Origin of the sequence: Micromonospora sp. NRRL B-16802 (assembly GCF_001279555.1) — a bacterium.
GTDB lineage: Bacteria > Actinomycetota > Actinomycetes > Mycobacteriales > Micromonosporaceae > Micromonospora > Micromonospora profundi.
This window is the reverse complement of sequence record NZ_LGEB01000002.1, coordinates 105,685-130,495: the sequence shown is the minus strand read 5'-3', so window position 1 is coordinate 130,495 and position 24,811 is coordinate 105,685. Positions and strand designations below refer to the sequence as shown.

Here is a 24,811-nt window from a genome sequence, read left to right as displayed (position 1 = left end):
GAGGCCGTCGCTCCGCGTCGATTCGTGGAGAGGGCGCGCGAGGTCGACCGCGCAAGGCGGTCGCCAGTCGACCAGTGTACGCCCCTCCCCCGCCCCACAACCCCGGGGTGTACGCGCGGCCCCTTACGCCCCCTTGACCGCGCTACTTCATGGAAACAGTGGCCTCCTCGTCGCCGGAGGCCACTGTTTCCTGGTTGTTGGGGATCACCGGTCGCCCGGCTCCTCGTTGTCGGGGGATCGGCCGGTCGCCCGAGGTCGTCGACCGCGCGGCGGGCCGGGCGGATCAGCCCGCGGCGAGGGCGGCGGCCACGAAGAGCACCAGGCCGACGGTCAGGTAGGCAGTCGGCGGACGCAACCAGCCCCTGCCGCTGTCGGACAGCGCCAGACCTCCGGTTCGCAGCCCGTACAGCCCGTTTGCGAAGATCGGCAGCCCGGCGACCAGGGCGATACCGACCACCACGTTTCCGGCGTCCACCGGATCGCCGGTGACGCCCGCCAGCAGCACCCGCACCGCGGGAACCTCGAAGATCAACACCAACAGGGCGAAGAGTACGGCCAGCGCCGGGCGGCGGGTCCGATACACGCCATCGGTGGCCGGCGGATACGCGGACGGCTCGGCTGCGGGCAGGTCCGGGCGAGGGCCGATCCCCGGCATCGGCCCGGTCGGCATCTCCAGCGGGTTCGGCTGCTCACCGCCCCGGTTCGGTTCGACGATCGGGTACCCGCCGAACGGGGCGGGACGGGCATGATCGGCGAGCGCGGCGACCGGCGGATCACCTGCGGACGTCACCTGCGCGCCCTCGTCGGGGCCTGCCGCCAGCGGGGAGCCCATCCCGGGCGACTCCCGGGCGGCCCGGCGTCCGGGCAACTCGCCGGAGATCTCCGAAGGATCCCGGGCGGCCCGGCGTCCGGGCAGTTCCCCGGAGATCTCCGAAGGATCCCGGGCGGCCCGACGCCCGGGCAGCTCCCCGGAGACCTCCGACGGGTCCCGGTCCGCTCGCCATGACCGGCTGGCCCGGTAATCGTCCGGATCCGGCAGGGCCCCACCAAGCGGATCGACCGCTGCGGTACGCCCGGAATCGGCCTCGATCGCGCCGAACCGCCCGGGTTGGGCGTCGACGGCACCGAAGCGTCCGGAGTCCGGCTCGGGCGAGGCAAACCGGGCGTTTTCCACGGCCCCGAAACGGCCCGAGTCCGGCTCGGTCGAGGCGAACCGCGCGACATTCACCGCGCCGAAACGGCCGGAGTCCGGCTCGGTCGTGCCGAACCGCGCCGCATCCACCGCGCCGAAACGGCCGGAGTCCGGCTCGCCGGTCCGGTCCGGCACGGCCGCGAATCGACCGGACTCGCTCTCGCCGAGGCTGTCCTTCTCGGTGCCCCGCTGCTCGGGAACGTTGTCGTCCCGGTACCGCGGATCGCCCGTGCCACGCCATTCCGACTCGCCGTAGGCGCGACCTCGCTCGTCGGAATACCAGCGCGGCTCCTGGTCTTCGGGAAAACTCCGTCGTCCGTCCACGTCCGGCACCGTATTCGACCGGCTGCGCCGGCGCCATTCCAGGCCCGCGCGTTGAGTGGTCGCCCACCTCACCTGGGCACCTGTGCCGCGTCGAGGTTTACCTAGCACACCGCGGGCATGATCGTTCGGCTGTCCACAGGACACCAGTTGTCCACAGGCGCGGGCATTCGGGGTCGCGGCGGTCGTGTCCGGGCGGGCACCGTGCCGCCCATGACTAAGCGGAACCAGGCGGTCGGCGCGTACGGCGAGCGGTGCGCCGCCCGGCACCTGACCGAGGCGGGGTTGCGGCCCATCGCCCGGAACTGGCGCTGCCCCGACGGGGAGATCGACATCATCGCCTGGGACGGGCCGGTCCTCGCCTTCTGCGAGGTGAAGACCCGCCGGGGCGACGCCTTCGGCACCCCGGCGGAGGCGGTCGTGCCGGCCAAGGCCCGCAGGCTGCGCGGGCTCGCCGCGCGCTGGCTGGCCGAGACCGGTACGACCGCCGACGAGGTGCGGTTCGACGTTCTCTCGGTGCGGTTGCCCGACGCCGGTGCGGCCCAGGTCGACCACCTCAAAGGTGCGTTCTGATGCGCGCCGTCCGAGGGCGGGCCGGCGGTGACGTGCCGTGAGCTACGCGAAGGTGCTGTGCGTAGGGCTGGTCGGAGTCACCGGCCACCTCGTCGAGGTCGAGGCCGACCTGGCTGCCGGACTGCCGGCGGTGGTGATCTCCGGGCTACCGGACACCGCCCTGCACGAGGCCCGGGACCGGGTCCGCGCCGCTGTGGTCAACTCCGGCCAGCGCTGGCCCAACCGGCGGATCACTCTGAACCTGCTGCCGGCCACGCTGCCGAAGTTCGGCTCGGCGTTCGACCTGGCCATCGCCGCCGCGCTGCTGGGCGGTTCGGGTGAGCTGCCGCTGCTGCCCCTGGAGGGGGTGGTGGTCCTCGGGGAGCTGGGGCTGGACGGGACCGTCCGACCGGTACGTGGGGTCCTGCCGATGGTCGCCGCCGCGGCCAAGGCCGGCGTCGGCCGGGTGATCGTTCCCGTCGGCAACGCCGCCGAGGCGGCGGTCATCCCCGGCGTACGGGTACGGGCCGTGGACACCCTGCATCGGCTGGTCGCCTTCGTGCGCGACGGCAGCCCGCTGATCGACCCTCCGGCGGCCACCTCGACGCCGACCACCGGCGGCCCGGATCTCGCCGACGTCGCCGGGCAGCAGATGGGTCGGCGCGCGCTTGAGGTCGCCGCCGCAGGCGGGCACCACGTGGCGCTGCTCGGTCCACCGGGAGCCGGCAAGACGATGCTCGCCGAACGGCTGCCGTCGATCCTGCCCGAGTTGGAGGACGACGAGGCGTTGGAGGTGACGGCGCTGCACTCGGTCGCCGGGCTGCTGCCACCGGGTGGCCGGTTGCTGCGCCGCCCACCGTTCCAGGCCCCGCACCACACCGCCACGGTCCCGTCGCTTGTCGGCGGTGGTTCCGGTTTGGCCCGTCCCGGCGCGGTGTCGCTCGCCCACCGGGGGGTGCTGTTTCTGGATGAAGCTCCCGAATTCAGCAAGGGCGCCCTGGAAGCGTTGCGGCAGCCGCTGGAGAACGGCCGCGTGCAGTTGAGCCGCAGCGGAGGCGGCACCGTCTACCCGGCCCGGACACAGCTGGTGCTCGCGGCCAATCCGTGCCCGTGCGCGAAACCGGCAGGCGACGCGTACTGCGAGTGCTCGCCGCTGGCCCGCCGCCGCTACCTGGGTCGGCTCTCCGGGCCGCTGCTCGACCGCATCGACGTCCAGGTGCGGCTCATGCCGTTGCGGGCCGCGGAGCTGATGGCGGCCGAGGGCGACGCCGAGTCCTCGATGACGGTCGCCGCGCGGGTGGCGGCGGCCCGGCAGGCGGCGGCCAAACGCTGGGCCGGCCTCGGCCGGCGGCTCAACGCCGAGGTGGAAGGCCCGCATCTGCGCCGGCCGCCGTGGCGGCTGCCGGCGCAGGCCACCGCCGAGCTGCGCAAACGACTCGACTCCGGGTCGCTGTCGGCGCGTGGCTTCGACCGGGTGATCCGTTTGGCCTGGACCATCGCGGATCTGGACGGCCGGGACCGGCCGGACCGCGATGACGTACGGGAGGCGATCCAACTACGGACGGGGGAGCAAGCGTGAGCGGCACCGACGAGGAGCGCAGGCTGGCCCGGGTGGCACTGACCTGGCTCGCCGAACCAGGCACCCGAGCCGTGTACCAACTGGTCGACCGTCTGGGCCCGGTGGCGACCCTGGACCTGCTGCTCGACGGCGGCAGTCCCGACGGCCAACTGAACGGCACTGTGGCGGCCCGGTCGGCGGCCGGTGACGCGCGGGCGGTGGCAGCCGAAGCCCTCGACCGGGCGGACCGGCTCGGCGCCCGGCTGGTCACCCCTGACGACGACGAGTGGCCTACCCGGGTGGCGGGCCTGGCCAAGCTGCGCCTACCGGACGCCAGCCGCCGGGTGGACGTCGAGACCGCCCCACCACTCTGCTTCTGGGTACGCGGTGGCTGGCCGCTCGGCGAAGCGCTGGACCGCTCGGTGGCAGTGGTCGGGGCACGGGCCGCCACCGGTTACGGGCAGCACGTCGCCACCGAGTTGGGGTACGGGCTGGCCGAGCGGGACTGGACTGTCGTCTCCGGTGGGGCGTTCGGCATCGACGCGGCCGCCCACCGTGGCGCCCTCAACGCCGGCGGGGTGACAGTGGCGGTGCTGGCCTGCGGGGTGGACCGGCCGTACCCGGTCGGCAACACCGCTCTCTTCGACCGGATCGCCGACACCGGGCTGCTGGTCAGCGAGTGGCCGCCCGGCGCCGAGCCGCTGCGGCCCCGGTTCCTGATCCGCAACAGGGTCATCGCCGCAGGCACGGTCGGCACCGTTGTGGTGGAGGCGTCGGCGCGCAGCGGCGCGACGCAGACCGCCCGCCGGGCCATCTACACCGGCCGCGTGACGATGGTGGTCCCCGGGCCGGTGACCTCGGCGATGTCCGTCGGCGTGCACGAACTGCTCCGCGAGCAGCCGAAGGTGCGGCTGGTCACCGGCGTGGCACACGTCCTGGAGGAGGTGGGCCGGATCGGCGCGGACCTCGCCCCGCTCGCCAGAGGCCCGCAGCGGCCCGCCGACACCCTCGATGACGACGCGCGGTCGTTGCTGGAGGCGCTGCCCCGCCGAGGCGTACGGGGTGTGGACGCGCTCGCGGCCCGCGCCGGTGTGGACCTGCGCACCGCGTTGCGCAAACTGTCGCTGTTGGAGGAGTTGGCCCTCGTGGCGCGCCGCGAGGACGGCTACGCCCTCGCCCCACCCGCCAGCCCGAAGCGAGGGACGCCGGCAACAACGGAGACGGAGACCCCCGGGTCGTTATAGGTCCCCTGTCCACGGCCAGAACACCTACCATCGCCGGCATGGCAACGCGGCTCGTACAGATCAACATGAAGGCTCGGGACCACTCCGCGCTCGGCGCATTCTGGGCGGCGGCGCTCGGCTGGGAAATGTCCAGCGAGGGACCCGGCGTGACAAACCTCGAACCGGAGGGCTTCGTCTATCCCGACCCAGTGGCCGTCTGCATCGACCTCGTCGCCTACCCGGACGTGAAGACGGTGAAGAACCGCGTGCACGTCGACCTCGCCACCGGTTCGGCAGCCCATCACGCGGAGTTGGTCACACGCCTGATGGACCTCGGCGCGACACCCGCCGACGTCGGCCAGGGTGACGTCCCCTGGACGGTCCTGGCCGATCCGGAGGGCAACGAGTTCTGCGTGCTGGACTGGCGCGACGCGATCCGGGACACCGGACCGATCGCCACTGTCGTTGTCGACTGCGCGGATCCGCGGGCGATGGCACGCTTCTGGGGCGAGGCCACGGACTGGACCGTGCACAAGGTGACCGACCACAACGCCGTACTGCGGTCGGCAAAGGGCGTCGGCCCCTATCTGCAGTTCCTCCGCACACCTGAGGTGAAGACCGGGTGGAACCGCGTCCACCTCGACGTCCGGCCGTACCCGGGTGACGACGTGGAGACCGAGGCGGCCAGACTGCGCACTCTGGGCGCCACAGCCATCGGCCTGGGCCCGGACGTCCCGTGGACGGTCCTCGCCGATCCGGAAGGCAACGAGTTCTGCCTCCTCTCCCCAGCCTGACCGCAACCCTCGTCAGCCACGCACGACTGCCACCACGGCCCGGCTCGACCGTAGGCTGGTCCCGTGCGCGCAGTCAGTGAGGACGCCCGGCCCGATCGACAGGCCCGCGTGACCGCGCGATCGGCACGGCCGTGGCAGTCGACTCGGTCAGCGCCGGCGGCTCGGCCGGCTCGGTCGGTGCGACAGCGATGAGCCGTACCGACCGGGGCAGCCGGGCCATGCACCAGGCGCTACCACCGCCGCTGCGCGACGCCGTTGACGACTTCGCCGAGCACCTGTCCCGGGTGCGTAACCGTTCGGCGCACACCGTCCGCGCGTACGTCACGGATGTCGTCTCGCTGCTCGACCACGCCGTACGGATGGGCTGCGTGGAGCTGGCCGAGCTGGACCTGTCCGTGCTGCGCAGCTGGTTGGCGCGGCAGCGAACCACCGGTGCGGCCCGCACCTCGTTGGCGCGGCGGGCCGCTTCGGCGCGGGCGTTCAGCGCGTGGGCTCACCGGGCTGGGCTGCTCCCCTCCGACGTGGGTGCCGCGCTGGCCAGCCCTCGCGCGCACCGGGAGCTGCCCACCGTCCTGCGCGCCGACCAGGCCGCCGCCCTGGTCGAGGCACCTGCCCGACCGGCACCGCCGGCAGCCGAGCCGTCATCGGACTCGGCAGAAACCGCAGCGGTCGAGGCGGTGCCGCTGCGCGACCGGGTGCTGCTGGAACTGCTCTACGCCACAGGCGTGCGGATCAGCGAGGCCTGCGGCCTGGATGTCGGGGACGTCGACCACGGTCGTCGGGTGATCCGGGTGTTCGGCAAGGGCGGGCGGGAGCGCTCGGTGCCGTACGGGGTGCCGGCACAGCGTGCCCTGGACGACTGGCTGCGCCGAGGCCGGCCGGCACTGGTCGGCGGCCACTCGGGTGACGCGCTACTGCTCGGCGCGCGAGGTGGACGGCTCAACCCGACCACCGCGCGGCAGGTCGTCGGCGCGTACGCCGAAGCCGCAGGCCTCCCCAGGACCAGCCCGCACGGCCTGCGTCACTCCGCAGCCACCCACCTGCTGGAAGGCGGTGCGGACCTGCGTGCCGTCCAGGAGCTGCTCGGCCACTCGTCGCTTGCCAGCACCCAGATCTACACGCACGTCTCGGTCGAGCGGCTGCGTGCGGCGTACCGGCAGGCGCACCCCCGCGCCTGATCAACGGGCGGAGGACGAGAAGCCTCGGCGGTTACGATCATCAAGTGAGCGTCCCGCAGCCCCCCGAGCCGATCCCGGGCGCCCGCCTGCTCTTCTCCCTGGACCCGGCGGTCAGCCACCTCAACCACGGCTCGTTCGGCGCCGTACCGATCGCCGTGCAGCGAGCCCAGCAGCGGCTGCGCGACGAGATGGAGTCCAACCCTCTGCGGTTCTTCACCCAGGGGCTCGTCGACCGGATCGCGCACACCCGCCGTCACCTCGCCGGGTTCCTGGGTGCCGACCCGGACGGCAGCGCCCTGGTGGGCAACACGACCACAGGCGTCGCCGTGGTGCTCCAGTCGGTGGGCCTGCAACCCGGTGACGAGGTGGTCAGCACCGATCACGGGTACGGGGCGGTGAGCCTGGCCATCGAGCGCGAGTGCCGGCGCACCGGGGCGGTCAGCCGGGTCCTGCCGATCCCGCTGGACGCCACCGACGAGCAGATCGTGCAGACCATCCGCGCCGGCCTGCGCCCCGGGCGTACCCGGCTGCTCGTCATCGACCAGCTCACCTCGGCCACGGCCAAGCTCTTCCCGACCGCCGCCATCGTCGGAGTGGCCCGCGAACACGGCGTGCCGGTTCTGGTGGACGCCGCGCACGCCCCGGGCATGCTGGCGGCCACTGTGGCAAGCATCGGCGCCGACTTCTGGGCCGGCAACATGCACAAGTGGGCGTACGCCCCACGCGGGACCGCCGTACTGACTGTGGCACCGCAGTGGCGGGACCGGATCGAGCCGCTCGTGGTCTCCTGGGAGCAGGACTCCGGCTTTCCGGCCCGGGTCGAGTGGCAGGCGACTCTCGACTACACCTCCTGGTTGGCTGCCCCGGCTGGCCTGTTCACGATGCGCAGTCTCGGTGTGGACCGGGTGCGGGCGCACAATGCCGCGCTCGCCGCGTACGGCCAGCGGGTGGTCGGGGACGCGCTGGGAGTGCGCCCCGCCGACCTGCCCACGCCCGGCGGGCCGGGGGTGTCCCTGCGCCTCATTCCGCTGCCTGCCGGCACGGCAACCACCATCGACGCGGCGCGGGCGTTGCAGACGCGGATCAGCGAACGCCTCGCCACCGAGGTTGCGGTGATGAGCTGGAGCAACCGGGGGTGGCTGCGGCTGACCGGTCAGGTCTACAACATGGCCGACGAGTACGAGCGGCTGGCCGTGCGCCTGCCGGCCCTGCTCGCCCAACGCTGAAACGGCCGGCGCCGACCCCACCAAAGCTGACCCCGCCCGCACCGGCCCGCTGACCTCGCCGGCACTGGAGCCGCCGACCGGGAGCAGGCGCACCGGGCCCAGGCCGAGCAGCGCCAAGGGGTCGAGGTACTCCTCGCCGCGCCGCAGCCCCCAGTGCAAGCAGGCTTCGGCCGGGCAGCCCGGATGGCCGGGCAGGAGCTCGCCCAGCGGCGTACCGGCGGTGACCGGCTGGCCGGGGTGTACCGCCGGTTGGACCGGCTCGTGGGTGGTCCGCAAACCGCCGGCGTGGCCCACGGTGACCACCGGTCGGCCGGCCACCACGCCGGCGAAGAGCACGGTGCCCGGCCCGGCGCTGCGGATCACCGCGCCGGCCTGGGCGGCAAGGTCCACGCCCCGGTGCCCGGCCAGCCACGGCCGGGGCGGCGGGTCGAACCGGCGCACCAGGCGGGGCGGCCCGTCGACCGGCCAGCGGAACCGCGACGGCCCGGCGTCGACGGACGCCAGCCCCGCCACCGGGACGGCAGGTGCCGACGGGCTGTCCGGTACCGCCGCGAAGACCAACGCCAGGCCGCTGAGCTGGACGGCCAGTGCGAGCGGAAGTGCGGCGCAGAGCAGCACGGTACGGCGGATCGAGCCGAGGCGCGCGGCGGATGGCGGTCGCATGACGGCAGCCTGCGGCCGAGGCCGAGTGGTCCGCCACCCCGTAAGACGAAGCTGTGGACAACCAGCCGCGTTGTGGACGACCACCCGAAGCAGCAGATGATCTGCTATGCCCAACCGGCGTACCGGTGGTGGGCGACACGGCGCTGACTCCGCCCGGTCGCGCTGCCCGGCCATGTTCGCAACGTCGAGGAGGCCTAGGCTGGACCGGTGCGGCGGGGCGCCGCCGTACGGGACCGGGGAGGCCGTATGACCACTGTCGATGACCGGACGCCGGCGGTGGCCGACGTGAGTGACCCGTCCCGACTCGCCGAGCCGGACGAGGCGATCAGTGCCGAGGAGTTGCAGCTCGCCACGCGCAACCACGGCATCCCGCTGGAGGCGCTGCGCTACGACGTCACGCCGGCCGGGCTGCACTACCTGCTGATCCACTACGACATCCCGGACGTGGACACGACCGATCACGTGCTGACCGTCGGTGGCGCGGTGGACCGGCCGTTGGCCGTCACCCTGGCGGAGCTGCGCGAGCGGCCCCGGGTCACGCACCAGGTCACCTTGGAGTGCGCCGGAAACGGTCGGGCGCTGCTGCATCCCCGGCCGGTGAGCCAGCCCTGGCTGGTCGAGGCGGTCGGCAACGCCGAGTGGACCGGGACCCCGCTGGCGCCGCTGCTGCGCGAGGCGGGTCTCGGGCCGGACGCTGTGGACGTGGTCTTCACCGGCGCGGATCACGGTGTCGAGCGCGGGGTGGAGCAGGACTATCAGCGAGGGCTGCCGGTCACCGACGCGCTGCGCGAGGAGGTGCTGCTGGCGTACGAGATGAACGGCGCTCCCCTGCTGCCGCAGCACGGCGCGCCGCTGCGGCTCATCGTGCCGGGCTGGTACGGCATGGCGCACGTGAAGTGGCTGCGGTCGATCGAGGTCCGGACGGAGCCGTTCGAGGGCTACCAGAACGCAGTGGCCTACCGGGTGCGCCGCGACACCGACGACCCGGGCGTGCCTGTCACCCGGATCGAGCCTCGTGCGCTGGTACGGCCGCCCGGTTTCCCCGACTTCATGTCGCGCCGGAGGGTGGTGCGGCCGGGACCGTGCACGCTGGACGGTCGGGCCTGGTCGGGGCACGCGCCTGTGGTCTCGGTGGAGGTGACGGTCGACGGCGGGGCGAGTTGGGTGCCGGCCGAGCTGGATCGGGCAGCGGGCGGGGACTTCGCCTGGCGGCGGTGGCGGCACGAGTGGACGGCGACGCCGGGCCGGTACGTGCTCAGCGCGCGGGCGACCGACGCGTCGGGGCGTACCCAGCCGGTCGAGCAGCCGTGGAACCGTGGCGGTTTCGCCAACAACCTGGTGCAGCGCGTCGAGGTCGTGGTGCCTGCCGAGTGACCGGCTACGGCTGCGCCACGGGTGGGGGCCCGTGGTGCGGCCGAGTGGGGGTCAGCCCCCGAAGCCGGAGTCGGCAGGCAGTGAGATGTCGGGCTTCTCCAGCTCTTCGACGTTGACGTCCTTGAACGTCATCACCCGGACGTTCTTGACGAAGCGGGCAGGACGGTACATGTCCCACACCCAGGCGTCGTGCATCTCGACCTCGAAGTAGACCTCGCCGTCGGAGTTGCGCACGTGCAGGTCGACCTGATTCGCCAGGTAGAACCGGCGCTCCGTCTCCACCACGTAGGAGAACTGACGGACAATGTCGCGGTACTCCCGGTAGAGCTGCAGCTCCATCTCGGTCTCGTACTTTTCGAGATCTTCCGCGCTCATCGCACTCCGCCTTCCATGGCCACATCTTCCCCCACCGGCGCCGGAGGCCGAGGCTGCTCGCCCAACGCCACGCCGACGGTACCCCCTGACGCCCAGGAGCGCCCCATCGGCTCGTCCGCGGCCGGGCCGACGGGCCGCCGAGCGCGCGGCGGCCGGCCGTCGCGCCCGGAGACAGCGGCGACATTGACGTACGAGAACCTGTGCTCACGGCACGGCCCATGCTCCCGCAGCGCCGCGCTGTGCTCCGGGGTGATGTAGCCCTTGTGCTCGGCGAACCCGTACGCCGGGAACACCTCGTCCAACTCCACCATGATCCGGTCTCGGGTGACTTTCGCGAGCACGCTTGCCGCCGCCACGCACGCCGCCACCCGGTCGCCCTTCCACACTGCCAGCCCCGGCACGCCCAGGCCGTCCACGCCGAAGCCGTCGGTCAGGACGTACTCGGGTCGGGTGGTGAGCGAGGCCAGCGCCCGTCGCATCGCCGCCAGGTTGCACACGTGCAGCCCCCTGGCGTCGACCTCCTCGGCGGGGATGATCACCACGGCGTACGCCAGCGCCCGGTCGACGACCTCGGCGTACACCCGCTCCCGGCTGGCGGGGGTGAGCAGCTTCGAATCGGCAAGGCCTTCGATCTCGCCGCGCCGCCCCTCGGGCAGCACCGCCGCGGCGGCGACAAGCGGGCCGGCGCACGCTCCCCGTCCGGCCTCGTCGGCGCCGGCCACCTGCCGGAAGCCGCGGCGTTGCAGGGCCCGCTCCAGGGCGTACAGGCCTGCCTCACGGCGCACGACGGTACGCGGCGGGGTCAGCACGACGCCTCGCCCCGGCCGGCTCCGGCAGTCGGTTGCAGCAGGCGGCTCAGCAGAGCCGGCAACCCGGCCGGGTAGTACCGCTCGCCGCTGGCCGCCAACTCGGCCGGCGGCCACCAGCGGTGATCGGCGATGCTGCGCCGCTCGACGTCGTCGAAGCCCGCGGTGTCCACCTGCCACGACGGCACCCGGTGCAGGAAGAAGTCCTGATGTTGGCGGTACCAGGTGCCGTCGAACGGGAACTCGATGTCGTCGGACCAGACCGGCTCACCCAGGTCAGCCGGGGTGAGCCGCAGGCCGGTCTCCTCGGCCAACTCCCGGGCCGCGCCGGCCGCCGGCGACTCCTCCGGAGCCAGCCCGCCACCGGGGGTGAACCAGTAGTCGTGCCCCTGGCGGGCCGGGTCGAAGCCGTGGAAGAGCAGCACCCGGCCGGCCGCGTCGACGAGCAGCACGCGGGCCGCGCGTCGAAGGGTGTAGGCGGTCACCGCACCAGCCTGCCAGACGGGCGACCGATCGCCCACGCCCGGTGTCGGTTACGGCTTGGGGATGCCGTCGTACTGATCCGGCACCGTCAACCAGGTGGCCCTGTTGACCGGCCAGAACACCGTGAACGCCCGCCCGACCACGTCGTCCTCGGGGATGGTGGCCTCCATGATGTCCTGCCCGGACTGCTGCCAGTGCTCCAGCGAGTCACCCGAGGCCGACCGGTGGTCGCCCATCACCCACAGCCGCCCCTCCGGCACCGTGATGTCGAACTCCTGGTCGGCCGGCTTGTCGCGGACCCCGTCCATCGAGAAGATGTACGGCTCGTCGAGCGGCTTGCCGTTGATCACCAGTCGTTCCTGGGGGTCGCAGCAGACAACGTGGTCGCCGCCGACGCCGACGACCCGCTTGATGAAGTCCTCACCGTCGGGGTTGCCGCTCCACGCCGTGGGGGCCTTGAACACGACGACCTCGCCGCGGTGCGGTGAGCGGAAGTCGTAGACCAGCTTGTTGACCAGCACCCGGTCATCGATCTTGAGAGTGTTCTCCATGGACGGGGAGGGGATGAAGAAGGTCTGCAGCACGAAGGCGCGGACCAGCACCGCGACCAGGATCGCCACACCCAGCAGGATCGGCAGCTCCTTCCAGAAGGAGCTGCGCGGCTTGTCGGTCTGCTCGTCAATCACGCCAAGGAGCCTACGTTGCCGGACTGGACGGCACCGTCCGGAACGCGCGGGAACGCCCCAGCGCGGCCGCCAGCGGGAGAATCAGCACCACACCGCCCTGTGGCGTGGGGCGGACCGGAGGGGCCTCCGTGGAGGCGACGACCGGCCCGGACACGTCGTCGAACGTCGACGGCACCGGCAGCGCGTGCCACCGGGACGACGGCCACACCACCATGAAGGCACGGCCCACGACGTTGTCGATAGGCACCGGGCCCTGGCAGCGCGCATCCTGGGAGACCAGCCGGTGGTCACCCATCACGAAGATCTGACCCGGCGGTACGACCACCTCGTCGAAGCGCCGCGATCGGCACTCCCCCGGGTTGGGTGGGAGATCCAGCGGGGAGTCCCGCAGCACGTACGGCTCGTTCAGCGGGGTGCCGTTGACGGTCACCCGGCCCTGGCTGTCGCAGCACTTGACCCGGTCGCCGGGCAGGCCGATGACCCGCTTGATGAAATCCTTCTCGCCGGGGCGGCTCACCCCGACCAGGTCGCCGACCGTACGGGCGATTCTTCCGGTGAAGCCCGGGTCGGGCTGCTCGTCGACCTGCGGCGCCCAGCGGTCGGTGCCCCGGAACACGACGACCTCGCCGCGCACCGGGTCACGCGTGTCGTAGACGACCTTGTTGACAAGCACCCGGTCGCCGATGAGGAGGGTGTCCTCCATCGACCCGGACGGGATGAAGAACGCTTGGAGCAGGAAGGTGCGGATCAGCACCGCGAGGCAGAACGCGACCACGAGCAGCAGCGGGAGCTCCTGCCACAGCGGCATCTGGCGGCGGCTGCGGCGTGCCCGCCTGCGCCACGGATCGACGGCGCCGTCCTCGTCAAGCGTCTGCACCACGCCACTCCCCGGTCCGCAGAAACACAACCGCCCGTGGAGCCTCGACGAGGCTCCCGGGCGGTTGTGGACAGCTGCCCGCCACGAGGGCGGGGCCGCCGCCTGACTGCGCCCGTACGACCAGGGTAGTGCGGTCCGGTCGGTACGGCATACGCGCAGGTCAGGCGGCGTGGCGAGCGGAGATCAGCTGGGCTGCTTCTCGCGCTTCTCCTTGATCTTGGCCTTCTTGCCGCGCAGCTCGCGCAGGTAGTAGAGCTTGGCGCGACGCACGGCACCGCGGGTCACGACCTCGATCCGGTCGATGCCCGGGCCGTTGATCGGGTAGGTCCGCTCGACGCCGACACCGAAGCTGATCTTGCGGACCGAGAAGGTCTCGCGCAGACCGTCACCCTGGCGGCGGATCACGACGCCCTGGAAGATCTGGACACGGGACCGGTTGCCCTCGACGACCCGCGCGTGCACCTTGACGGTGTCACCGGCACGGAAGTCGGGAAGGTCGGTCCGCTTCGACTGGGCGTCAAGGGCGTCCAGGATGTTCATCGCTGCGTCCTCGTAAGGCTCACGGCGCACCGTCACTCGGTGCGCGGGTGGGTGATTCTGAACCCCGGGTGGTGGTCGGCGGGCCGATCCCGGTCGGGGCTCCTCACAGCCGTCCACGGGCGCGGACGGATGCGGCAACCCCCCTACTTTGCCACATCTCCCGGTGGCAGCTGAAATCCGGCCCGATCCAACGCCGCGATGTCCCGTTTGTCGAGCTGGTCGGCGGGCAACGCCGCGAGCAGGTCCGGACGCTGGGCGGCGGTACGCAGCAACGCCTCCTCGCGCCGCCAGCGGGCGATCCGGCCGTGGTCGCCGGAGCGGAGCACCTCCGGGACGTCGTGGCCGCGCCAACTCGCCGGCTTCGTGTAGATCGGCGCCTCCAGCAGCCCGTGCGCGTGCGACTCCTCGTCAAGCGAGCCAGCGTTGCCCAGCACCCCGGGCAGCAGCCGGGTGACCGCCTCCAGGACGACAAGCACCGCCACCTCGCCGCCGAAGAGCACGTAGTCGCCGAGGGAGACCTCGGTGACCGGCATCCGGGTCGCGGCGTGCGTCAACACCCGCTGGTCGATCCCCTCGTACCGCCCGCAGGCGAAGAGCAGATGCGACTCGGCGGCCAACTCGTACGCCATCGCCTGGGTGAACGGCACCCCTGCCGGCGAGGGCACCAGCAGCCGGGGCGGCGGGGCACCGGCGGGCGCGAGCGCGTCCAGCGCCGCACCCCACGGCTCGGGACGCATCACCATTCCCGGCCCGCCACCGTAGGGGGTGTCGTCGACGGTGCGGTGCACGTCGTGGGTCCAGGTCCGCAGGTCGTGCACGGCGATCTGGAGTACGCCGTTGGCCCGGGCACGCCCGATCAGGGACAGGTCCAGCGGGGCGAAGTATTCGGGAAAGATCGACACGACGTCGACGCGCATGCGGGGTGGCCCTTTAGAGATCGAGCAGTCCGGCTGGCGGGTCGACGATGACGCGTCCACCGGCCAGGTCGACCTCCGGCACTATCGCCCGGACGAACGGGATCAGCGCGGTTTGCCCCTCGGGGCGCCGCAGCACCAGCAGGTCCGAGGACGGCGCGTGGTCGATGCGGACCACCTCGCCCAGCCGCTCGCCGGACGGAGTGACAGCGGCCAGCCCGACGAGCTGGTGGTCGTGGAATTCCTCCGGATCCTCCGGTGGGGCCACCTCGGAGCTGTCCACCACGAGCAGTGTGCCGCGCAGCGCCTCGGCGCCCTCGCGGTCCAGGACACCGTCGAACGCGACGAGCATCCGACCCTGGTGCCAGCGCGCAGCCTCGATGGTCAGCTTGGCCGGGACCCGGAACAGCACCCCGGGAACGTCGGCCGACCCGGGCGGCGGCGGGGCTGGGTTCGGGGGTGTCGCCCCCGGCTCAGTGCGCAGCACTGTGCCGGGGGCGAACCGCGCTTCGGGCTCGTCGGTCCGCACTTCCACGGTGACCTCACCGCGGATGCCGTGCGGTTTGCCGATCCTTCCGACGACGAGCTGCATCAGTACGAGTCGACGATGTCGACGCGTACCCCGCGCCCGCCGATGGAGCCGATCACCTGACGCAGCGCCTTGGCGGTCCGACCGGACCGCCCGATCACCGTGCCGAGGTCCTCGGGGTGGACGCGGACTTCTAGCCGCTTGCCCCGACGGGAATCGACCATCCGCACCCGGACGTCGTCCGGGTGCTCGACGATGCCCTTGACCAGGTGCTCCAACGCCGGACGCAGAGGCATGTCAGGCCTGCTCACCAGCGTCGGCGGCGGGGGCCTCGGCCGGAGCCTCAGCGGCCGGAGCCTCGGCGGCGGGCGCCTCGGTCGCCGGGGCTTCGGTCTTCGGAGCCTCGGCAGCCTTGGCGGCCTTCTTGGCCGGCTTGGCCGGGGTCTCCGGGGCCAGTCCGGCGGCGGCCTTCGACTCAGCCTCGTACGCCGCCTTGCGGTCGGCCTTCTCGGGGGCGACCAGCAGCGGCGGCGGGGCCGGCAGACCCTTGAACTTCTGCCAGTCACCGGTCAGCTCCAGCAGCCGCTGCACCGCCTCGCTCGGCTGGGCGCCGACGGACAGCCAGTACTGGACCCGCTCCGACTTGACCTCGATGATCGAAGGGTCTTCCTTCGGCTGGTACACACCGACGAACTCGATCGCACGACCGTCACGCTTGGTACGCGAGTCGGCGATGACGATGCGGTACTGCGGGTTGCGGATCTTGCCCATCCGCAGGAGCCGGATCTTTACGGCCACAGTTGTTTCGCTCCTGTTGCGATCTCACCGGCCCGTTCGGGCGGTGTGCATGGGTGAGCGCCGACCGGCACAGTGGGGTTGGGCCGGAGACAACTCGGTGGACTGGCAACGCGCCCGGGTTAGAGGGCGCCGAACGCGCGCCGGATACCAGCGACCTATTCTGCCAGATCCGTCGCCGATCGCTCACACCGGACCCGTACAGCGGGTCACCGGTGACCAGGAACACCGCCTCAGCGCACCGGCGGGCGGTCCCACCCCGGGGGAAGTTCATCCGGTACGTCCCATTCCGGCGGCGGTTGGTAGTCGCACCAGGTGCCGTCGAACGGGAACCTGCCGGCCTCGGCGAGCGCGATCACCCGTTCGCCCTCGGCGCGGACCGCCTTCTCGTCGGTCACCCAGTAGTCGTCACCGAAGGCGAGCCGTTCGACGAACTCGTCCTCGTCCTTCCACTGCCAGCTGCGGTCCGCCCGCACCACCACGTCGAGGTCCTGGTCCACCACGTCGACGCCGGCCACCGGGCCGTCGTCCCAGCGCACGCCGGGCTCCTCCAGATTGACGTACCAGTTGACGAACCGGCCGTGGGCGTCCCGGAACCACCAGACCGAGTGCGCCGCCCCGGTGGGCAGGAACTTCAACAGCGGCGGGCCGTTCCAGCGGCCATGCGCCAACCGGTACGTCGACGAGATCCACTCGGCGAACGACACGGCCCGCATCCCCAGCCCGGCCTCGGTCACCTCGTGGGCCACCGGGGAGTCCCGGGCGATCCAGACCAGCAGGCCGCGCTCGTCGTCGCTGACCACCCGGCCCGGCCGGACCCATCCGATCCGGCCGTGGCGCACGTTCCGGTGCATGATCAGCCGACCCGGCGCGAAGCGCACGGCAAGACCTCCGGAGCTGTTAGCAGGGGGCCCTTCCTCTACCGCAGGCGGTAAGAAGGTGCCCTTCCTTACATCTCAGTAGGCGCGGGCGAGGATGGCGACCAGGTCGGGCTCGTCCTCCGAGTCCGGCACCGAGCCGTCGGCGCGTACCAGGCAGCGCACCGTCACGCCCTGGCCGTTGGCCTCCGCCTCACCCGCCACGCCGACCGCCGACCACGGCACCCGGGCCCAGCCGGTCGCGGCAGCCTCGATCGCCTCCGCGAGGGTGGCCACCTCCACCGTGCGGGAGTTCCGGTTGGCAAGCGCCTGGTCGTGCAGCACCTGCTGGTCGGCCTCCAACGCCGCCAGCACCGCGGCGACCACGTCGGCAACCGGCGTCGGGGACTTCGAGCCGTCGGTACGGCGCACCACTACCGCGTTGCCCGCGGCCAGGTCACGGGGGCCGACCTCGACGCGTACCGGATAGCCCCGCAGCTCGGCGTCGACGGCCCGGCGACCGAACGCGGTGTCGGTCCGGTCGTCGAGCGCCACCCGGACACCGGCGTCGCGCAGGGCGTCGCGCAGCTTGGCCGCCGCCTCGCCGACACCCTCGCCGTCCTTGACGATCATGACGTACGCCTGGATCGGGGCCAGCCTCGGCGGCACCCGCAGGCCGTTGTCGTCGCCGTGGGCCATGATCAGACCGCCGAGCATCCGGGTCGACGTGCCCCAGGAGGTCGTCCAGGCGTGCTCCCGGCCACCCTCCTTGGCGGAGTAGCTGATGTCGAACGCCTTGGCGAAGTTCTGGCCCAGCTCGTGGCTGGTGCCCAACTGAAGCGCCTTGCCGTCGCCCATCATGCCTTCGCAGGTGTACGTCGCCGTGGCACCGGCAAAACGCTCACGGGCCGTCTTCAGGCCCACCACCACCGGGATGGCGAGCACGTTGACCATCAGGTCCTCGTACGCCTCGTGCAGGATCCGCCGCGCGTACGCCCGCGCGTCCTCGCGGGTGGCGTGCGCGGTGTGCCCCTCCTGCCACAGGAACTCGCTGGTCCGCAGGAAGATCCGCGGGCGCAGCTCCCACCGGACCACGTTCGCCCACTGGTTGAGCAGCAGCGGCAGGTCCCGGTACGAGTCGATCCACTTGGCCATGAACTCGCCGATGACCGTCTCGCTGGTGGGACGCACCACCACCGGCTCGGCGAGCTGCTTGCCGCCACCGTGGGTGACCACCGCCAGCTCCGGCGAGAAGCCCTCGACGTGCTGTGCCTCACGCTTGAGGTAGCTCTCGGGGATGAAGAGCGGGAAGTACGCGTTCTCCGCCCCGGCCGCCTTGATCCGGGCGTCCATCTCGGCCTGCATCCGCTCCCAGATGGCGTAGCCGGCCGGTCGGATGACCATGGTCCCGCGGACCGGGCCGTTGTCGGCCAGCTTCGCCTTGGCGATCAGGTCCTGGTACCAGCGGGGGAAGTCCTCCGCACGGGGAGTGAGCACGCGTGCCATGACCGCACATCCTATGCGCCGCACGGTGAGCCACCGCGCCCGGGAGGCGTCACGCCACGCCGACGGTGCCCCGCCAGCACCTTTGGACGGCAGCGCCGCTTCCATCTGCGCTTCGCTACAGCTGTGTCCGGCTACGGCGACGCTGGGCTGATGGGCCGGCGCGATCGTAGACTTCGATCATCATGACTGAATCGACGCACTCGCCGCGCCAGCGGCTGCGGGACACGATCGTGGACGCGGCGCGGGCGCGGACCATCGCCTCCGGCTGGGATGCGGTACGGATGGGCGGGGTGGCCACCGCGGCCGGGGTGAGCCGGCAGACCGTCTACAACGAGTTCGGCAGCAAGGCCGGGCTGGCCGAGGCGCTCGCCCGACGTGAGGTCGACCGGTTCGTCGGCGACGTCCGGGCCGCACTCGTCGCGCACGGTGACGACGTTCAGGCCGGCGCGTACGCGGCGATCTCGCACACCCTCGCCACGGCTGCGGACAACCCACTGGTCAAGGCGATCCTGACCAGCGCCCGGGGCGGCTCGGACGAACTTCTGCCGTACCTGACCACCCGGGCCGAAGTGGTGCTCAGCGAGGCGTCCGGCGCGCTGATCGAGTGGGCCGACGGGCAACTGCCCGGAGCGGACCGGGCCGCGCTGACCTTCGCCGCCGACACGATCGTCCGGCTCGTGGTCAGCCACATCGTGCTCCCCGCCAACCCGATCGACCAGACCGCCACGGCCCTGACCAACCTGGCCGTACGCCTCTTCGCCGCCGCAGCCCGCCCCACCCCATAACCGGCAGCCCTGGCAAAACCCCGCCGCCAGTGACCCGTGACGGGGCCGACGACCGCAGCCACCCCCGCCCCGATCCGATCCGCCCGATCCGACTGGCGACTACATCCAGGATCAAGCGTGATCTTGCGCCACGACAGACGACGGGCGGGCGGCGGGCGGACGCCTGGGCCCTTGGCGTCAGCGGATGACGCGACCTCGGAGGATCGTGCGGGACGGGGCGCGGACGACGCGCAGGTCACGACGAGGGTCCTCGGGGTAGACGGTCAGGTCGGCGAGGCCGCCTTCGACCAGGCCGGGGAAGCCGAGCCACTCGCGGGCGCCCCAGGAGGCGGCGGCGAGCACGTCAAGCGCCGGCATTCCGGCCTGCTCGTGCAGCAGCATCATCTCGTCGGCGGCGAGCCCGTGGTTGATGCCGCCGCCGGCGTCGGTACCGACGTAGATCGGCACGCCCGCCTCGTGGGCGGCCCGCACCACCTCGGGGAAGCGGTCGCGCAAGGAGAGCATGTGGTCGGCGTACCGGGGGAATTTCTCCCGTGCCTGGTCGGCGATGCCCCCGAAGGTGGCGATGTTGATCATCGTGGGGACGAGCGCGGTGCCTCTGCGGGCCATCTCGTCGATCAGGTCGAGGCTCAGCCCGGTGCCGTGCTCCACCGAGTCCACTCCGGCCCGCACCATGATCTCGACGGCGGATTCGGAGAAGGTGTGCACCGCGGCGCGTACCCCGGCGTCGTGCGCCGCCCGCACGGCGGCGGTGAGGGTCTCGGCGTCCCAGGCCGGCGCCAGGTCGCCCACGCCCCTGTCGATCCAGTCGCCGACCAGCTTGACCCAGCCGTTGCCGGCCCGCGCCTGCGCGGCGACCGTCGCGGCCACGTCGGGCGCGCCGACCTCCACTCCGATGTCGCGCAGGTAGCGCTTCGGCGGCGCGACGTGCCGGCCGGCGCGGGCCAGTCGCGGCAGGTCCGGTTCGTCGCCCAACTCGGCGTACGGGTACGGCGAGCCCGCGTCGCGGATGGCCAGCACGCCAGCGTCGCGGTCGGTGCGGGCCAGCGTGCGGGCCTGGTCGAGGGAGGTGATCGGGGTGCCGCCGCGCGCGATGCCGATGTGGCAGTGCGCGTCGACGAGGCCGGGAAGGACGAACCCGCCGTCCACGACGGTCTCCGCGCCGGACACCGGGGTGAAGGTCACCCGGTCGTCGACCAGCCAGAGATCCCGGACCTCGTCGTCGGGGAGCAGCACACCGCGCACATGAAGAGCCATGGGCACAGTCCTACCCGATCAGCGCACATCGAGGGCGAGCAGGTCGTTCTTCCGGGCGGTCGACACCCTCGCCCGCCGTCACCGACACGCGTCAGCGGGGGCCCTTGTCGCCGCCCTTGCCGAGCTTGTTGAAGTCGATCTTCGGAAGCTTGAAGCCGGGCGGGAGGCCCTGACCACCCGCGAGGTCGTTCGGGTCCATCCCCGGCGGGAGCTGCGGCATGCCGCCCGGGAAGCCACCCGGCATCCCTGCACCGGTACGCGGACGACCGCCGCCCTTGGTGCCCTTGCGCTTGTTCTTCGGCGACTTGGTCGCCTTGCGCCGGCCGGCGCCGGGCAGGCCCATCATGCCGCCCATCTGCTTCATCATCTTCTGCGCGTCGGCGAAGCGGTTGAGCAGCTGGTTGACGTCCATCACTGTGACGCCGGAGCCGTTGGCGATGCGTGCCCGGCGGGACCCGTTGATGATCTTCGGGTTGGAGCGCTCGCCAGGGGTCATCGACCGGATGATCGCGGTGACCCGGTCGAAGTGGCTGTCGTCCAGCTCGGCCAACTGGTCCTTCATCTGCCCCATGCCGGGCATCATGGCCAGCACGTTGGCGATCGGCCCCATCCGCCGCACGGCGATGAGCTGGTCGAGGAAGTCATCGAGGGTGAACTGCTCACCGCCTACCAGCTTGGCGGTCATCTTCTCCTTCTGATCGGAGTCGAAGGCCTGCTCGGCCTGCTCGATCAGAGTGAGGACGTCGCCCATGCCGAGGATGCGGCTGGCCATCCGGTCGGGGTGGAAGACGTCGAAGTCCTCCAGCTTTTCACCTGTGGAGGCGAACAAGATCGGCTGCCCGGTCACCTCGCGCACGGACAGCGCGGCACCACCACGCGCGTCACCGTCGAGCTTGGACAGCACCACGCCGGTGATGCCGACGCCGTCGCGGAACGCCTCAGCAGTGCGGACGGCGTCCTGACCGACCATCGCGTCGATGACGAAGATGACCTCGTCGGGCTGGACGGCGTCACGGATGTTGGCGGCCTGCTGCATCATCTCGGCGTCGATGCCGAGTCGACCGGCGGTGTCGACGATGACGATGTCGCGCGCCGCCCGCTTCGCGTGCTCGATCGACGCGCGGGCCACCTGCACCGGGTCACCGGTGCCGTTGCCGGGCTCCGGGGCGTACACCTCGACACCGGCCCGACCACCGAGCACCTGGAGCTGCCCGACGGCGTTGGGGCGCTGGAGGTCGGCGGCGACCAGCAGCGGCTGGTGCCCCTGGCTCTTGAGCCAGCGGGCCAGCTTGCCTGCCAAGGTGGTCTTACCGGAACCCTGGAGGCCGGCCAGCATGATCACGGTCGGCGGCTGCTTGGCGAACTGGAGCCGCCGCCCCTCGCCGCCGAGCACGTTGATCAGCTCTTCGTTGACGATCTTGATGATCTGCTGGGCCGGGTTCAGCGCCTGCGAGACCTCGGCGCTGCGGGCACGCTCCTTGACGGCCGCGATGAAGCCCTTGACCACCGGCAGCGCGACGTCCGCCTCCAGCAGCGCAAGGCGGATCTCGCGCGCGGTGGCGTCGATGTCGGCGTCGGTGAGCCGGCCCTTGCCGCGGAGCTTGGTGAAGATCCCGGACAGGCGGTCACTCAAGGTGTCAAACACGCGAACATCCCGTTTGTCAGTGTTCCGGCGGGCACAACCCGGCCGGCACTGCGGAGTCCGGCCACCGCTAGGGTAACCGGCCCGCCAGCCGGGCGCTGTCGCCCGGCCCGGCCTGCGTCGCCGGCCCCAACTCGGGCGGGCCCTCGCCTACCCGCCCGCGCTCCCGACGGTGGTGGGTTGAGCGGCGACGGCCTGGCCCGCCTCGGTGCCGGACTCCGCCGCGAGCGTGATGACACAGAGGTATCAATATGACTGTGAGGTATCACGCTCACCACACGGCAGGACCGGGCGCGAGCCGCACGGCAGCCAGGACCGGGCCCGAGCCGCACGGCAGGACCGGACCCGAGCACGGCAGCCAGGACCGGGCGCGAGCCGCACGGCAGGACCGGGACGCGACGGGAGCTACACGGCGGCGAGGACCGCGGCTTCCAGGCGGGCCCGGGTGGCGTCGTCAGGCCAGCCGCCGACCAGGTAGAAGGCATCGACCACGTCACCGCCGAGGGTGGAGATGCGGGCGGCGCGGACCAGCGCGCCCGCCTCGTCGAGCGCGCAGGTGACCCGGTAGAGCAGCCCGGCGGCGTCGGCGGCGCGGAGTTCGAGCAGTACGGCGTCGGTGGCCGCCTCGCGGTGCCAGACGACCCGGGGAGCCGCGCCACCGCCCCGGGCGGCGAGCGCACGACCGCGTAGCCGCTGGGTGACCGACACGTCGCCGCCGACCGCTCGGCGCAGGTCGGCGCGCAGCGGGACCGGATCGGCCGGCAGTCCGTAGCGGGGTTGCACCCGGCACTCGACCAGGGCCCGGCCGTCGACCACGGAGGCGTCCGCGGAGATCACTTCCAGCCGGTGCAGGGCCAGGCAACCGGCCACCGTGGCGAGCAGGCCACGCCGGTCGGCCGCGGCCACCGCCACCCGGTCGCCGGTCAGGTGGACGACCGGCAGCGGCCCGTCCAGCAGCGCCGGGTCCGGGGCCGGGGGCTCGGGGAGTACGCCGGTGTCCAGTGCGGTGCGGACGCGGGCGACAAGCTCGGCGACGAGCCTGCCCTTCCAGTCCGACCAGGCGGCGGGGCCGGTGGCCGCCGCGTCCGCGCGGACCAGCGCGTGCAGCAGGTCGAGGGTGCCGGTGTCGCCCACCGCCTCGGCCACCGACGCGATGGTGACCGGGTCGGAGAGGTCCCGGCGGGTGGCCACGTCGGGCAGCAGCAGGTGCAGCCGGACCAGCCGGCCGATCAGCTCGACCTCGGCGGCGGGCAGGCCGATCCTTGTCGCCACCGCCTCGGCGACCGGAACGCCGACGGTGCTGTGGTCGCCGGGAAGGCCCTTGCCGATGTCGTGCAGGAGAGCGCCGAGCAGCAGCAGGTCGGGGCGTTCCACATCGCGGGCATGGTGGCTGGCCTCGTGGGCGGTCTGCACGAGGTGCCGGTCGAGGGTGTAGCGGTGCACCGGGTTGTGCTGGGGCAGGCTGCGCAGCCGGGTCCACTCGGGCAGCCAGCCGTCGACAAGGCCGTACCTGTCGCAGGTTTCCCAGGCGGGCACGAGGCCGGGACCGGCGCCGAGGAGGGTGGTGAGCGCGGCCCGGGCCTCGGCCGGCCACGGCGCGGGCAGCGGCGGGCAGTACGCGGCCAGCCACTCGCAGGTGGCCCGTGCGATCGGCAGCCGGGTCGCGGCGGCCGCGGCGGCCACCCGCAGGGACAGGCTCGGGTCGGGGCGTGCGCCGATGGCCGTGCGGGCAAGCACCAGCTCGCCGTCGTGCTCGACGACATCACGGGCCACCGGGCGGCGGACGGGTCGACCGTTGCCGCCCCGGGAGCGGCCGGAGCGCAGCCGGTCGGCGGCGCGGAAGGCGTCGTCCAGGGCGTGACTCACAGTGCGGGCGTCCCCGGCCACTCGGCGCAGGAGGGCGTCGCCGTCGTCAAGTGCGAGGAGCGCGGCGACGCCGTCGCGTTCCTGGGCGACCAGCCGGTCCACCCGGCGGCCGACCTGCTGGTGCAGGGCGTCCCGGGTGTCTAGCAGGCGCAGGTGGGCGGCGCGGACGGCGGGTCGCAGCGCGTCGGTGATGCCGGCGGCGGAGATCGCCCGCAGCAGCCCCACGTCGCGCAGCCCGCCAGCGGCCTCCTTGAGGTCACCTTCGAGCAGGAAGGCGAGTTCGCCGTGGGCCTGCCAGCGGGCGGTGGTGACCTCCCGCAGGCCCACCAGTTGGCGGACGGCGGTGCGCCGCCAGTGGTCGGCGGCGGTGCTCACCAGCGCCTCGGCCAGCACCGGGTCGCCGGCCACCAGCCGCGCGTCGAGCAGCCCGAGGGCGACCTTGACGTCGTCCTGGGCCACCGAGAGCGCTTCGGAGACGGTCCGCACCGAGTGGTCCAAGCGCAGGCCGGCGTCCCATATGGGGTACCAGACCGAGGCTGCCAGTTCGTCGGTGCCGGGCACGCCGGCGTGCAGCAGGACCAGGTCGAGATCGCCGTACGGGGCGCACTGCCGCCGTCCCAGCCCGCCCACAGCGATCAGCGCGACGCCGTCCCGCGGAGGAAGTAGACCGCGCAGGAAGTTGTCGTACGCCGCCGCTCGCGCCTGTCGGGCGGGCTCGCCGATGCCCCCCGGTACGCCGACGACCTCGTTGATCAAGAGGTTCGCGCCACGGTCGGCCGCTGACGCGTTCCCCTTGATCAACGAGGTCATGT

Annotated in this window: 24 protein-coding genes and 1 pseudogene; 8 read left to right on the top strand and 17 right to left on the bottom strand. The window is 72.5% G+C overall.

Going from position 1 to position 24,811, the window contains the following annotated elements:
- Window positions 1-283: 283 nt before the first annotated feature.
- On the bottom strand, window positions 284-1,516 hold the full coding sequence (locus ADK66_RS03760) for a hypothetical protein (RefSeq protein ID WP_209273337.1): 1,233 nt from the start codon (window positions 1,514-1,516) through the stop codon (window positions 284-286).
- Window positions 1,517-1,726: 210 nt separating this feature from the next.
- Here ADK66_RS03760 and ADK66_RS03755 point away from each other — a divergent pair, with 210 nt between their 5' ends.
- The 6 genes from ADK66_RS03755 to ADK66_RS03730 all read left to right on the top strand — a co-directional run bounded on the left by ADK66_RS03755 (window position 1,727) and on the right by ADK66_RS03730 (window position 8,044).
- Window positions 1,727-2,086, top strand: coding sequence for a YraN family protein (locus ADK66_RS03755; protein ID WP_053652462.1), 360 nt, complete (start codon window positions 1,727-1,729; stop codon window positions 2,084-2,086).
- Between the two features lie 37 nt (window positions 2,087-2,123).
- Window positions 2,124-3,644 (top strand): YifB family Mg chelatase-like AAA ATPase, encoded by a 1,521-nt coding sequence (locus ADK66_RS03750; RefSeq protein WP_053652461.1) that lies wholly within the window; start codon window positions 2,124-2,126, stop codon window positions 3,642-3,644.
- Window positions 3,641-4,867: a DNA-processing protein DprA gene (locus ADK66_RS03745; protein WP_053652460.1), complete on the top strand. Its 1,227-nt coding sequence runs from the start codon at window positions 3,641-3,643 to the stop codon at window positions 4,865-4,867. Before ADK66_RS03750 ends, ADK66_RS03745 begins: the two co-directional genes overlap by 4 nt.
- A 38-nt stretch (window positions 4,868-4,905) precedes the next feature.
- Window positions 4,906-5,640, top strand: a complete 735-nt coding sequence (locus ADK66_RS03740) for a VOC family protein (protein ID WP_053652459.1) — start codon at window positions 4,906-4,908, stop codon at window positions 5,638-5,640.
- A gap of 188 nt (window positions 5,641-5,828) precedes the next feature.
- Window positions 5,829-6,818, top strand: a complete 990-nt coding sequence (locus ADK66_RS03735) for a tyrosine recombinase XerC (RefSeq protein ID WP_053652537.1) — start codon at window positions 5,829-5,831, stop codon at window positions 6,816-6,818.
- 44 nt (window positions 6,819-6,862) lie between these two features.
- A complete protein-coding gene (locus ADK66_RS03730; protein ID WP_053652458.1) occupies window positions 6,863-8,044 on the top strand; it encodes an aminotransferase class V-fold PLP-dependent enzyme in 1,182 nt (393 codons plus the stop codon).
- Window positions 8,045-8,113: 69 nt separating this feature from the next.
- Here ADK66_RS03730 and ADK66_RS30475 read toward each other — a convergent pair.
- Window positions 8,114-8,707 (bottom strand): annotated as a pseudogene (locus ADK66_RS30475) (murein hydrolase activator EnvC); the annotation flags it as partial.
- Window positions 8,708-8,953: 246 nt separating this feature from the next.
- Here ADK66_RS30475 and ADK66_RS03720 point away from each other — a divergent pair.
- Window positions 8,954-10,081, top strand: a complete 1,128-nt coding sequence (locus tag ADK66_RS03720) for a sulfite oxidase (RefSeq protein WP_053652456.1) — start codon at window positions 8,954-8,956, stop codon at window positions 10,079-10,081.
- 51 nt (window positions 10,082-10,132) lie between these two features.
- Here the strand turns inward: ADK66_RS03720 and ADK66_RS03715 are convergent, their stop codons facing one another.
- The 12 genes from ADK66_RS03715 to proS all read right to left on the bottom strand — a co-directional run bounded on the left by ADK66_RS03715 (window position 10,133) and on the right by proS (window position 18,449).
- Entirely contained in the window at window positions 10,133-10,456 is a 324-nt protein-coding gene (locus ADK66_RS03715) for a DUF2469 domain-containing protein (protein ID WP_007075222.1), read from the bottom strand.
- Window positions 10,453-11,265 (bottom strand): ribonuclease HII, encoded by an 813-nt coding sequence (locus ADK66_RS03710; protein WP_053652455.1) that lies wholly within the window; start codon window positions 11,263-11,265, stop codon window positions 10,453-10,455. The genes ADK66_RS03715 and ADK66_RS03710 overlap by 4 nt, the downstream gene beginning before the upstream one ends.
- Window positions 11,259-11,747: an NUDIX hydrolase gene (locus ADK66_RS03705; protein WP_053652536.1), complete on the bottom strand. Its 489-nt coding sequence runs from the start codon at window positions 11,745-11,747 to the stop codon at window positions 11,259-11,261. The genes ADK66_RS03710 and ADK66_RS03705 overlap by 7 nt, the downstream gene beginning before the upstream one ends.
- Before the next feature lie 48 nt (window positions 11,748-11,795).
- Window positions 11,796-12,431: a signal peptidase I gene (gene lepB / locus ADK66_RS03700; RefSeq protein WP_053652454.1), complete on the bottom strand. Its 636-nt coding sequence runs from the start codon at window positions 12,429-12,431 to the stop codon at window positions 11,796-11,798.
- Window positions 12,432-12,441: 10 nt separating this feature from the next.
- Entirely contained in the window at window positions 12,442-13,311 is an 870-nt protein-coding gene (gene lepB / locus ADK66_RS03695; protein WP_053652453.1) for a signal peptidase I, read from the bottom strand.
- A gap of 180 nt (window positions 13,312-13,491) precedes the next feature.
- A complete protein-coding gene (gene rplS / locus ADK66_RS03690) occupies window positions 13,492-13,848 on the bottom strand; it encodes a 50S ribosomal protein L19 (protein WP_053652452.1) in 357 nt (118 codons plus the stop codon).
- 143 nt (window positions 13,849-13,991) lie between these two features.
- Complete coding sequence (gene trmD / locus ADK66_RS03685; RefSeq protein WP_053652451.1) at window positions 13,992-14,765, bottom strand: tRNA (guanosine(37)-N1)-methyltransferase TrmD; 774 nt, start codon at window positions 14,763-14,765, stop codon at window positions 13,992-13,994.
- A gap of 13 nt (window positions 14,766-14,778) precedes the next feature.
- Window positions 14,779-15,354 (bottom strand): ribosome maturation factor RimM, encoded by a 576-nt coding sequence (gene rimM, locus ADK66_RS03680; protein ID WP_053652450.1) that lies wholly within the window; start codon window positions 15,352-15,354, stop codon window positions 14,779-14,781.
- Complete coding sequence (locus ADK66_RS03675; protein ID WP_053652449.1) at window positions 15,354-15,587, bottom strand: RNA-binding protein; 234 nt, start codon at window positions 15,585-15,587, stop codon at window positions 15,354-15,356. The genes rimM and ADK66_RS03675 overlap by 1 nt, the downstream gene beginning before the upstream one ends.
- Window position 15,588: 1 nt before the next feature.
- On the bottom strand, window positions 15,589-16,089 hold the full coding sequence (gene rpsP / locus ADK66_RS03670; RefSeq protein ID WP_053652448.1) for a 30S ribosomal protein S16: 501 nt from the start codon (window positions 16,087-16,089) through the stop codon (window positions 15,589-15,591).
- 230 nt (window positions 16,090-16,319) lie between these two features.
- Window positions 16,320-16,967 (bottom strand): DUF402 domain-containing protein, encoded by a 648-nt coding sequence (locus ADK66_RS03665; RefSeq protein WP_053652447.1) that lies wholly within the window; start codon window positions 16,965-16,967, stop codon window positions 16,320-16,322.
- A gap of 75 nt (window positions 16,968-17,042) precedes the next feature.
- On the bottom strand, window positions 17,043-18,449 hold the full coding sequence (gene proS / locus ADK66_RS03660; protein ID WP_053652446.1) for a proline--tRNA ligase: 1,407 nt from the start codon (window positions 18,447-18,449) through the stop codon (window positions 17,043-17,045).
- A gap of 182 nt (window positions 18,450-18,631) precedes the next feature.
- Here proS and ADK66_RS03655 point away from each other — a divergent pair, with 182 nt between their 5' ends.
- Window positions 18,632-19,234, top strand: a complete 603-nt coding sequence (locus tag ADK66_RS03655) for a TetR family transcriptional regulator (RefSeq protein WP_053652445.1) — start codon at window positions 18,632-18,634, stop codon at window positions 19,232-19,234.
- Window positions 19,235-19,411: 177 nt separating this feature from the next.
- Here ADK66_RS03655 and ADK66_RS03650 read toward each other — a convergent pair whose 3' ends face one another.
- The 3 genes from ADK66_RS03650 to ADK66_RS03640 form a co-directional block, all read right to left on the bottom strand.
- Window positions 19,412-20,491 carry an amidohydrolase family protein gene (locus tag ADK66_RS03650; protein ID WP_053652444.1) on the bottom strand — a complete coding sequence of 360 codons (1,080 nt, stop codon included), beginning with the start codon at window positions 20,489-20,491 and terminating at the stop codon, window positions 19,412-19,414.
- Between the two features lie 91 nt (window positions 20,492-20,582).
- Window positions 20,583-22,136, bottom strand: coding sequence for a signal recognition particle protein (gene ffh / locus ADK66_RS03645; RefSeq protein WP_053652443.1), 1,554 nt, complete (start codon window positions 22,134-22,136; stop codon window positions 20,583-20,585).
- 402 nt (window positions 22,137-22,538) lie between these two features.
- On the bottom strand, window positions 22,539-24,809 hold the full coding sequence (locus tag ADK66_RS03640; protein ID WP_053652442.1) for a [protein-PII] uridylyltransferase: 2,271 nt from the start codon (window positions 24,807-24,809) through the stop codon (window positions 22,539-22,541).
- Between the last annotated feature and the right edge of the window lie 2 nt (window positions 24,810-24,811).

What these genes read in the sequence shown, in the direction of transcription:
- ADK66_RS03755 (WP_053652462.1), top strand. Translation starts at nt 1,727, where the DNA reads ATGACTAAGCGGAACCAGGCGGTCGGCGCGTACGGCGAGCGGTGCGCC.
- ADK66_RS03740 (WP_053652459.1), top strand. Translation starts at nt 4,906, where the DNA reads ATGGCAACGCGGCTCGTACAGATCAACATGAAGGCTCGGGACCACTCC.
- ADK66_RS03735 (WP_053652537.1), top strand. Translation starts at nt 5,829, where the DNA reads ATGAGCCGTACCGACCGGGGCAGCCGGGCCATGCACCAGGCGCTACCA.
- ADK66_RS03720 (WP_053652456.1), top strand. Translation starts at nt 8,954, where the DNA reads ATGACCACTGTCGATGACCGGACGCCGGCGGTGGCCGACGTGAGTGAC.
- ADK66_RS03715 (WP_007075222.1), bottom strand. Translation starts at nt 10,456, where the DNA reads ATGAGCGCGGAAGATCTCGAAAAGTACGAGACCGAGATGGAGCTGCAG.
- rplS (WP_053652452.1), bottom strand. Translation starts at nt 13,848, where the DNA reads ATGAACATCCTGGACGCCCTTGACGCCCAGTCGAAGCGGACCGACCTT.
- trmD (WP_053652451.1), bottom strand. Translation starts at nt 14,765, where the DNA reads ATGCGCGTCGACGTCGTGTCGATCTTTCCCGAATACTTCGCCCCGCTG.
- rimM (WP_053652450.1), bottom strand. Translation starts at nt 15,354, where the DNA reads ATGCAGCTCGTCGTCGGAAGGATCGGCAAACCGCACGGCATCCGCGGT.
- ADK66_RS03675 (WP_053652449.1), bottom strand. Translation starts at nt 15,587, where the DNA reads ATGCCTCTGCGTCCGGCGTTGGAGCACCTGGTCAAGGGCATCGTCGAG.
- proS (WP_053652446.1), bottom strand. Translation starts at nt 18,449, where the DNA reads ATGGCACGCGTGCTCACTCCCCGTGCGGAGGACTTCCCCCGCTGGTAC.
- ADK66_RS03655 (WP_053652445.1), top strand. Translation starts at nt 18,632, where the DNA reads ATGACTGAATCGACGCACTCGCCGCGCCAGCGGCTGCGGGACACGATC.
- ADK66_RS03650 (WP_053652444.1), bottom strand. Translation starts at nt 20,491, where the DNA reads ATGGCTCTTCATGTGCGCGGTGTGCTGCTCCCCGACGACGAGGTCCGG.
- ADK66_RS03640 (WP_053652442.1), bottom strand. Translation starts at nt 24,809, where the DNA reads ATGACCTCGTTGATCAAGGGGAACGCGTCAGCGGCCGACCGTGGCGCG.